The sequence below is a fragment of the [Limnothrix rosea] IAM M-220 genome (assembly GCF_001904615.1).
Classification (GTDB): domain Bacteria; phylum Cyanobacteriota; class Cyanobacteriia; order Cyanobacteriales; family MRBY01; genus MRBY01.
This window is the reverse complement of record NZ_MRBY01000040.1, coordinates 26931-36477: the sequence shown is the minus strand read 5'-3', so window position 1 is coordinate 36477 and position 9547 is coordinate 26931. Positions and strand designations below refer to the sequence as shown.

The following is a 9547-nucleotide window of genomic DNA, read 5'->3' as shown; positions in this document are numbered from 1 at the left end:
AAATAATTTCTATAATTGTAAATTATTAAGATCCTTTAAATTGATTTTGCTTATTTGGCGAATCCTACGGTTTAAACTATTAGTTAAATCTTTTTTTTGTGATCTGCCCAGACTAAAAGTGACGACAAATAGTTTTGACATACTCCGTAAAAATACGGATTTAGATATAGTCTAATAATTTTTTAGGACACTACAAATTCAAGGTAGTCGATGTCTCAATCTGCTTCTCGTAATACTTCTTCCCCAGAAAAAACATTATGGTTCCTGTTACTGCAGTCCTATGGTGGGGCGATCGCCAAGATTCAGGAACAGGCAGAATATATCAACACCATCGAAACTTCCCTAGAGCAAACCCTCGGCAAATATCACGAGGCAATGCACCAATATCACGACCTCAAAGAACAATTTGACCACCAATATAGCCAACAATATCAACAGTATTTTTCCCTGCCAATCCCCTGCTATAACTGGCAATACATTGACGAAACCCTACAGCTAGTCGACTTTAATCCAGCCGCCGCAAAGTTTAGCCGAAACAGTCTAGAGCATCAAACCATCTCGATTGGCCACAAGCCTGAGAAATTATTTTTAGGCTTACCGGCGCTGTATCGTTACCTTGTTGATTGCTACGAATCTAAAAGCTCTAGCACCTATCACCTCGAATTTGACCACCTCCAGATTTATCTCAAGGTTGACTACGTCTATCTAGAGCCAGACCAAGTTTTGATGTTCCTTGAAGATGAAAGTGAGCGGGTGCTGACCGAGCAAAAATTGCGCCAGAAAGCCAAGCAACAATCCACCATCGCTCGCCTTGGACAACTGAGTTTAGAGACAACAGCACAGCTTGATCGCTTGTTTTGCCAGAGTGTTACGGCTGTTGCCCGCATTTTAGATCTACCATTTGCCTGTCTCTATCGCTCACAACCCAATACCTCTAGCTGTCTTTTAGAGGCTGGTTATGGTTGGGCGGATGATCTGATCGGTTTAGTGACGGTGAGTAAGCAGCCAACCCAGAGTCATGTGGGCCATACCTTGGCAACAAAGCAAACGGTTGTGATTGAAGATCTTCGTCTGGAAACACGGTTTAAGGGGGAGGCATTACTGCACAATCACCGCATTGTTAGTGGTGTGAGTGTCTTGATCGGGTCTGGTGATCATCTCTGGGGAGTTTTGGCTGTTTATAGCTTGGAGACTCAGGTCTTTTCTAAGGATCAAATTTATTTTCTACAGGCGATCGCCAATATTTTGGCGACAGCAGTGACCCATCACCAACAAACTCAAAATATGAATTTGTTACACCGCTCCATTGATGCCATCGAGCAAGGAGTTGTCATTACCGATCCACAGCAGGTGCATAACCCGATTATTTATGCCAACGAAGGATTTGCGAAAATTACGGGCTATGACACCTCAGAAATTGTCGGTCAAAATTGCAATTTTTTACAGGGACAACAAACCCAACAGCCGGCTTTAGATGAACTACGCAAGGCCATCCTCCGCGGTCAACCCTGCCGTGTACTGTTACGCAACTATCGCAAAACAGGTGATTTATTTTGGAATGAGTTGCAGATTTTTCCCGTCCGGGATGACCAGGGTTATTTAACCCATTTCATTGGGATTCAAACGGATGTTACAGAGCGCCGTGCTGTGGCCGATCACCTCTACCAAAGTGACTTTCAGTTTCGACAAACCTTTAATCTGGCACCGATCGGTATGGCCATTACCGATCTTGAAGGGCGCTACGAAACCATTAATCAGTCCTGGTGCCACACCCTAGGCTATGAGCCACGAGAGCTACAGGGGACAAGCTATCTGGATGTGACTCACCCCGATGATGTACCGGAAGATTTACATCAAAATCTAGAGCTAAAGACGGGACATATTAAACAGTTTCAACGGGAAAAACGTTACCTCGCGAAAAATGGGCAAGTGATCCATGCCCTCATGCAAGCTGTTTTGGTGGAAACGGCCACGGGTGAGCCTCTCCATGTGATTCGGCAGATGGTGGATATTAGTGATCGCAAACAGATGGAAAAACAATTGATCCATGATGCTTTATATGATCCGCTGACAAATTTACCCAACCGTTCATTACTACAGGAACGCCTGAAGCAATCTTTTAAGCACCATCAACGATACTCTGGCTACGATTTTGCGGTGTTGTTTTTAGATTTAGATCATTTTAAGTGGATTAATGATAGTCTCGGTCACCAGGTAGGCGATCAGCTGCTTCAGGCTTTTGCGTTGCGGGTGCAGGATTGTCTGCGGGAAACGGATACGCTTGCGAGATTGGGGGGGGATGAGTTTGTGATCTTGCTGGATGAGATTCACCATGAAAGCTATGCTTTGCAAATTGCCCAGCGGATTCATGGTGTGCTCCAACAACCTTTTCGGCTAGCGGGTCAAGATGTTTTTGTGAATACAAGTATTGGCATTGTCCAAGGTTCTCATGATTATCAGAGTCCTGATGCGTTGTTGCAGGATGCTGATGTGGCTATGTACCAAGCGAAATCTCGGGGGCGATCGCGCTCGGAGGTTTTTGATCGCAAGCTTCAAACGGAAATTGCCAATCGTCGTCATTTAGAGCAAGATTTACGGGAGGCGATCGCCGATCAGGGTTTGGCGATGCGCTATCGACCGATTTTTAGCCTAGAAAAACAGGAGCTCGTGGCTGTTGCGGCGCAGATTCACTGGTTCCATCCCCGCAATGGCTGGGTTGATCCTGAGGATTTTTGGGCGATCGCCACCGAAACAGGGCTCAGTCGCCAATTACTTCGCTGGGGCTTTCAGGCTGCCTGCCAAGATTTCCAGCAATGGCAAGTCATGTCTCCCACAAAACCCCTAAAGCTCCACATGACAATGTCGAGCAAACAACTGCGGGATCCCCAGTTAGTGCATCTGATTACTGATCTGCCCCAGACGTACAATTTAAGTTACGAACAACTTGTGATTGAGTTTTGCGAAAATCTTGAAGGGGTGACAGAAACGGAAGCGCGACAGCACCTTGTACAGCTCAGAACCCTTGGTGTGTGCCTATATTTAGGGCATTTTGGGGAAACCAACCTCGTGCTTAGTCCCCAATATCATCAGTTAATTCAGGGGGTGGTGATCGCAGCAACGGTTCTCAAGGATGCAGTGAGCGAACAAGATCCAGAGGTGGCCTTGTTTGAAGCGCTAGTTCATTTAGCCCACAGCCTAGATTTGAACATATTAGTGCAAGATATTCAGACCGAACATCAGCGATGTATTGCATGTAATTTCCATTGTGGGTTGGGTCAGGGACAATTATTTGGGGCATGGCAAACGCAGGAGGAGATTGCTCGCTTGCTACAATCTGTGGCGATCGCCTCCCCCTAGGTTCAGCGACCCTCTACTTCAATAATGAGTTGATCCAGTGCCGCTTGCATGGTGGTGAGCACCAGTTCATAACAAGCCTCGACGTAGTCATGGTCACTGGCCGCTTGGCGACCGTACTTTTCAAAGCGAATCGGTGGGCAAACACGGGTGTGCATGGGGGTGGGTAACGGAAAATTTGGGAAAGGGCCAAAGGCTAACCCCCAAGGCAAGCCGAGATAAACCGGAAAAACCTCTGGATCGATACCAAAAAGCCACGGCAAATTAAAAGTTTCTAGGAACTGTTTCACTTCGTCGTAAATATCGTCGATCACAAAAATACTGTCGTGAGCCCCCCAAGAAATCGCGGGTACAATAGCCACCTTTTGTCGCAAGGCCAATTTAATAAAACCGCGTCTTTCCGCAAAATAAATTTTGTGGCGATCGCCATGGGGGCGAAACACATCCTGACCACCACCGGGATAAACCAAGACATCAGCACCCGCCTTTAGGGCCTTGATCGCCACCTTTGGATGAGCTTCCAATGCTCCCGTTTTAACCGCAAACTTTGCCAACTCAGGAAACACTGTCCAAATATTACGATGCATCAAACCATAGGTGAGTCGCTCCGTCCCAAAGCGCTTAAACCAGTCATACATCATCATCCACATATCCGGCGCTGCCAAACCACCATTGTGGGAACCGACCACCAACACATTTTCGGTCGTTGGAATATGTTCCCAGCCACTAGTTTGCACTCGAAAATAATAGGTATACAGCCATTCCCAAATAGGCAGCCATTGTCGAATCACGGCTGGATCACGACCTGCCAACGACCAACCATCTAGGGGTGATTCTGGAGGTAAAAATGGAGGAAAAAGCTGCATATGGCCTAAAATCGAGCGTTACATATCTTCAAAGTATGGCATGCTTTCTCTATCTAAAGAATGTGACACCTCATATTAGACCTCTTAGTCGGTCTCTCTTGGGAGATAAATTTCTTTCTTGATTATTAATTTTTTGGCTGATCCCGAAGAAATCCCGCCACAATTAGAGGAGATCGTAAAGTTAAATTATTTATAAAAGTATGAATATTAGACTAATCCAAAGGGCGATCGCCCCTTTACTTTTAACAGTCTTTTTATTAACGGCCTGTGGTACTCCGACCTCACCTCCGGCTAGTACTGCCAATGGCTCTAGCACCACCACCGCACCTCAAACAGAACCTGCCCCTGCAGCCACAACCCCTACTGCCCCAGAAGAGGCCACGCCTAGTTCTTCCATGAAGGACATTGCCGGCTTACCTCCCCAGAAAGGTAGTGCTTTTAACAAATTTTTCCCCGAGGGCACAGGATCTGATTTTGATGTGACCTACACCCAAGAAAAGGAAGGGTTTGCTGAGGTGAAGCTATCCCAAAAGGGCACAGAGATGGCTAAGATCTCTATTTCTGATACCGTCACGAATTTAACGGCACGCAGCAAATTTGAGGGGGCAAAGGAGCAGGTTGCTGGTTTCCCCCTTGTTGCCCAAGGTAAAAAAGCCCACGCCGTTCTCGTCGGCGATCGCTACCAAGTGAAAGTGATGTCACGGGATGATTCCTTTACCGATGTAGATCGCAAAGCATGGCTCGGCAAAGTTGATTTAAAAGGACTTTCGAGCTTGTAAGCATTGAGGCAATGCAATGGCGGGTTAGTCGCAAAGTTCATTAACCCGTTAATTTTTTGTCCTGAACTTAGAGTTTTGACAAAAGTAAGCAAGTCTCACTACAAAACATCCTTCCTTGGGGAAGGTGCCGAAGGCGGAAGGGGTTTCCGTGAGTTGCATAACTGATCGCAACCCACCCCTAGCCCCTCCCAAGAGGGGAACTTTTGAGGCTTCTGTCAGAAAGCTTTTGCATCCACCAACTATTAACCACATTTGATTGACAACAACTAGGAGTTTTTATGAGTGAATCCATCGTTGAATTAATGGACGAGCTACCCCAACGCAATATTACGACCATGATGCTAAATAGTCTTGATTTTGCTGTGCCGGGGGAATGGAAAAATATTGTCGGTTTTAACAATATGGTCACTGAGGTGACCGGGGAAGATGATCCTGAAATAGTTCAAGCGATCCGCGATCGCGCCATTGTGCTCTATTCGGACAAAAATCAAGGTTACCAACGAGCCATGTGGATTTACCAGACGGTAGACCGTGCTGATAAAGCTTTGGCGGTGGCGGCGATGGCGAATAAAGTCGGGGATAAAATCCCCCTAGTGGGTGGCTTTATGAAAAAAGTTACTCCTAGTGCGGACAAAGCCCAGGCGATCGACCTGAGTCTTAAACTCGTGGCGGAGATTACCTGCTATTGCAAAATTAACGGCATCCCCGGTGACAGCATCGGTGACTTTATGGGGGCAGTGGGTAACTACAGCGGCGAGGAAATTATGCGCTTAGCGACCCTCGTTTGTGTGGATGGCTTGATTCCCCTTGGCCCAGATTTTCTCCAGAAAGTGCAAGCAACTATTCACAATATTTCCAGCGGTGAACTTTCTAATAATCCGGCCTTTGCGCGGATTCGTGAGTTTATTCCCGGTAATGGCGCTGATGGTAAACTCGGCTTTATTAATAACAGTTTTGACTCAATGAAAGAGTGGATGGATGGCTTTGTCACTGCCCGTGGTTTAACGCCAGAAAAGGTCATGGATCACATCAAAACTATCATTGATGTTTCTGATAATAAGCTGGATTATGTGGCGGCATTTATCGATGCTAGTACTAATTACTACGAGCATACTGGTACGCAAACTATTGCGAAAAGCCTCATTGATCGTGCTTATGGTGAAATTTAAATTTCGCTAGAAAACATCGATGGGCGGCGATCGCCGACTGATCGCCCACCAGACAGAATCTTGTATCTGTTAACTTGATTGGGGGAGTTGTCCCCTTTTTTCTTGTTTATTTTTGCTCTGTCTCGCTTTTTTAGGTTGTGATTATGTTGCTTTTTTTGGGGCGATCGCCACGCATTTTGACTTTTACCATTGCTTGTTTTTTCAGTCTGCTATTACTCTCAGGCTGCACAAATGTCACCCCCCAGCCAGCACCCACCAATCCCCGTACTTTTTTAAGTAACCTAACAGTCGAATTTTTAGACGAGTACCATATTCTCGATACAAGCTTTCAAGACACAAAGATTGGCGGTTTATCAGCGATAAATTATGATCCGCGTCGAGGCGTTTTCTATGCCCTCAGTGATGACCGCTCTAACTTTGACCCAGCCCGCTTCTACGAACTAAGCATCAAACTAGACGAAGCCGGCGTGATTCCGCAGATTGAAAGCGTTAATTTTGAAAAAATCGTTACCCTAACCGATGCAGAAGGTAACAGTTTTAGCCGCGGCACAATCGATCCAGAAGGCTTAAGTCTATCGCCCCGCAACAGCCTCTTTATTGCCAGTGAAGGCGTGACCAAGCAGCAAATCAATCCCTTTGTGAAGGAGTTTAATTTAAACGGTCAGGAAATTGACAACCTGCGGATTCCAGAGCGCTTTTTACCTCTGAGTGACGAGCAAGGCGTACAAGATAATTTAGGCTTTGAAGCCTTAAGTTTAAGCACACCGTCAATAGCCCCAGAAGATCCCTTTCGGCTATTTGTTGCGCCAGAATCTTCACTCACCCAAGACAATTCTCCAGAAAATATTTCGCAGCCGATTCGCTTTTTACACTATGTCATTAACCCCATCGGCAACCCGGTCTTAATTGGGGAGCATCTTTATCCCCTAGAACCGACTCCAGAAGGTGTTGTGGCAAATGGTTTAGTGGAATTGATTGCACTACCAAAGGAAGGCTATTTACTAAGTTTGGAACGCACCTATGGTCTTGGCGGCGCGGGCGCAAAGTTATTTCAAACAACCATTGGTAATGCCACTGACACATCGCGCATCGAGTCAATTCCTGAACTTGCCGACACCATTACGCCGATGCAAAAGACGTTACTTTTTGACCTGAGAACCATTGGCATCGGTTTAGATAATCTAGAGGGCATGACCCTTGGCCCCAAGCTGGCGGATGGGAGCCAAAGTTTAGTCTTGATTAGCGACAATAATTTCAGTGAAAATCAGGTCAATCAAGTATTGCTTTTCCGGCTAAGTAAATCTGCTGCCAACTCCACATCAAAATAACTTTTTTTGCCAACATCTCCGGACATTACCTTAAAGGGTTGATCCGGTTCCCCAAGATTGCTCAAAATCAAATCTGCGCCTGTAAAATCTTGGTTTTCGGTGTAATTATTCACCGTCACAACAGTCGTTAAATTAGAATCTCTCGCGGATAACCAACCATTACCAGAATCTTCAAATGCCACACATTGATCTGCATTTAGATTCATCTTTTCTAAGGCATAAAGGAAAATATCGGGGGCGGGTTTTTTCTGGGGAACCATATCACCCGCTGCAATTACCTCAAACCAATCCATGGCATCGGGGGCGAGGGAGTGGGTCACAAGGGCTGTGACATTAGCTGGAGTCGTGGTGGTGGCGATCGCCAACCGAATACCTTTTTCGCGAGCCTCATTAATTAATCGGCGCACACCGGGGCGTAACGGTAAAACTTCATTAGCGAGGAGGTCACAATAATGCTTTGTTTTGCTGGCGTGGAGTCCTTTGATAAACTCTGTCAGATCCTCCACTTCAGGCATTTCAGGCTGCCAATCTTTGATATAAAACCGAATTCTTTCCTTCCCGCCAGCGACCTTTAGCAACTTGCCATACAGCTCCACAGACCATTCCCAAGCTAGTCCAGCATCGGCGAAAGCGCGATTAAAAGCGACGCGGTGGGCATCTTTTTCTGTATTGGCGAGGGTGCCATCCACATCGAAAATCAAAGCCTCTAATTTCGCCATAATTTTTAGTCCAGTTCAATCCAATTTTTGTGACTTGATTAATATACTGGCAAAGTTCGTAAACGCGAAAGAGACGCGGGGAACGGGGGATTGGGGGACGCGGTGATTGGGGGACGCGGTGATTGAAAAACGACAAAATTAATAAAGATAAAAGTTCTGATGTCCAAATTCGTCAGGAATTCACCCTTTCCCCTACTCTCTCCCTCTCCGTGTCACTGACTCAATGGCTTAACGATTTTCACAAACCTTGAAATAGCAGGAAACCCGTGCCGTTGATGGTGGGATAATCCGCAATTTTGAACGAAGGTGACATTTATAATAAAGGGCATTACTTTCCAGCCCGCCCTCCGGCATGAAACCGACACTATGAGAATCGCTAAAAATATTACCGAGTTAGTGGGAAAAACTCCCCTTGTGCAATTAAATCGCATTGCTCAGCAGGAAAATTGCGTTGCCCAAGTGGTGGTAAAGCTCGAAGGTATGAATCCGGCAGCCTCGGTAAAGGATCGCATCGGTGTCAATATGATCGAGGCGGCGGAAGCGGCAGGGGAAATTACGCCGGGCAAAACAATTTTAGTGGAGCCAACTTCTGGAAATACGGGTATTGCTCTAGCAATGGCGGCAGCGGCAAAGGGCTATAAGCTGATTCTGACCATGCCGGAAACCATGAGTACGGAACGAAGAGCAATGCTTTTGGCCTATGGCGCACAACTCGAACTGACTTCTGGTGATGCGGGCATGAGTGCATGTATTACGCGGGCGCAGGAAATTGTGGATAGTCTGCCCGATGCCTATATGTTGCAGCAGTTTAATAACAACGCGAACCCCGATGCCCACCGCAAAACGACGGCTCTTGAAATTTGGGAAGATACCGAGGGTAAAGTCGATATGATTGTGGCTGGGGTCGGTACTGGTGGCACAATTACAGGGATTGCGGATGTCTTGAAAAAATATAAGCCTGAATGTCAGGCGATCGCCGTCGAACCTGCCAATAGTCCAGTCCTTTCAGGAGGCAAGCCGGGGCCTCACAAAATTCAAGGGATTGGGGCAGGCTTTATTCCGAGCGTTTTAAAACAAGAATTAATTGATGAAGTGGTTACGGTCACTGACGATGAGGCGATTGAATATGGTCGTCGGTTGGCGCGGGATGAAGGGATTTTGTCAGGGATTTCGACGGGAGCTGCCATTTGTGCAGGCATTAAAGTTGCCCAACGTCCAGAAAATGCAGGCAAACTCATCGTGGTGATTCAACCAAGCTACGGTGAACGTTATCTTAGTACACCGCTCTATCAGGATTTACCTGCCAATGTAATTGCAACCATGACTCACTAA

Annotated in this window: 7 protein-coding genes; 5 read left to right on the top strand and 2 right to left on the bottom strand. The window is 46.4% G+C overall.

The window, feature by feature from the left end; all coding sequences use genetic code 11:
- The first annotated feature begins 210 nt into the window (after positions 1-210).
- A complete protein-coding gene (locus NIES208_RS14170; RefSeq protein ID WP_075893638.1) occupies positions 211-3357 on the top strand; it encodes a diguanylate cyclase domain-containing protein in 3147 nt (1048 codons plus the stop codon).
- 2 nt (positions 3358-3359) lie between these two features.
- Here the strand turns inward: NIES208_RS14170 and NIES208_RS14165 are convergent, their stop codons facing one another.
- Positions 3360-4220 carry a lysophospholipid acyltransferase family protein gene (locus NIES208_RS14165; RefSeq protein WP_075893637.1) on the bottom strand — a complete coding sequence of 287 codons (861 nt, stop codon included), beginning with the start codon at positions 4218-4220 and terminating at the stop codon, positions 3360-3362.
- 200 nt (positions 4221-4420) lie between these two features.
- Here NIES208_RS14165 and NIES208_RS14160 point away from each other — a divergent pair, with 200 nt between their 5' ends.
- From NIES208_RS14160 to NIES208_RS14150, 3 genes are all read left to right on the top strand, one after another.
- A complete protein-coding gene (locus tag NIES208_RS14160) occupies positions 4421-4999 on the top strand; it encodes a hypothetical protein (RefSeq protein ID WP_075893636.1) in 579 nt (192 codons plus the stop codon).
- Positions 5000-5277: 278 nt separating this feature from the next.
- A complete protein-coding gene (locus NIES208_RS14155; RefSeq protein ID WP_075893635.1) occupies positions 5278-6168 on the top strand; it encodes a hypothetical protein in 891 nt (296 codons plus the stop codon).
- A 143-nt stretch (positions 6169-6311) separates the two neighbouring features.
- Entirely contained in the window at positions 6312-7496 is a 1185-nt protein-coding gene (locus NIES208_RS14150; RefSeq protein ID WP_075893634.1) for an esterase-like activity of phytase family protein, read from the top strand.
- Here the strand turns inward: NIES208_RS14150 and NIES208_RS14145 are convergent.
- Entirely contained in the window at positions 7442-8215 is a 774-nt protein-coding gene (locus NIES208_RS14145) for an HAD family hydrolase (RefSeq protein ID WP_075893633.1), read from the bottom strand. The two genes, NIES208_RS14150 and NIES208_RS14145, sit on opposite strands and share 55 nt — an antisense overlap.
- 366 nt (positions 8216-8581) lie before the next feature.
- Between NIES208_RS14145 and cysK the strand changes: the two genes are divergently transcribed.
- Positions 8582-9547, top strand: coding sequence for a cysteine synthase A (gene cysK, locus NIES208_RS14140; protein WP_075893632.1), 966 nt, complete (start codon positions 8582-8584; stop codon positions 9545-9547).

Bases quoted from the DNA above. Each gene is read 5' to 3' on its own strand.
- NIES208_RS14170 (WP_075893638.1), top strand. From the start codon at position 211: ATGTCTCAATCTGCTTCTCGTAATACTTCTTCCCCAGAAAAAACATTA.
- NIES208_RS14165 (WP_075893637.1), bottom strand. From the start codon at position 4,220: ATGCAGCTTTTTCCTCCATTTTTACCTCCAGAATCACCCCTAGATGGT.
- NIES208_RS14160 (WP_075893636.1), top strand. From the start codon at position 4,421: ATGAATATTAGACTAATCCAAAGGGCGATCGCCCCTTTACTTTTAACA.
- NIES208_RS14155 (WP_075893635.1), top strand. From the start codon at position 5,278: ATGAGTGAATCCATCGTTGAATTAATGGACGAGCTACCCCAACGCAAT.
- NIES208_RS14150 (WP_075893634.1), top strand. From the start codon at position 6,312: ATGTTGCTTTTTTTGGGGCGATCGCCACGCATTTTGACTTTTACCATT.
- NIES208_RS14145 (WP_075893633.1), bottom strand. From the start codon at position 8,215: ATGGCGAAATTAGAGGCTTTGATTTTCGATGTGGATGGCACCCTCGCC.
- cysK (WP_075893632.1), top strand. From the start codon at position 8,582: ATGAGAATCGCTAAAAATATTACCGAGTTAGTGGGAAAAACTCCCCTT.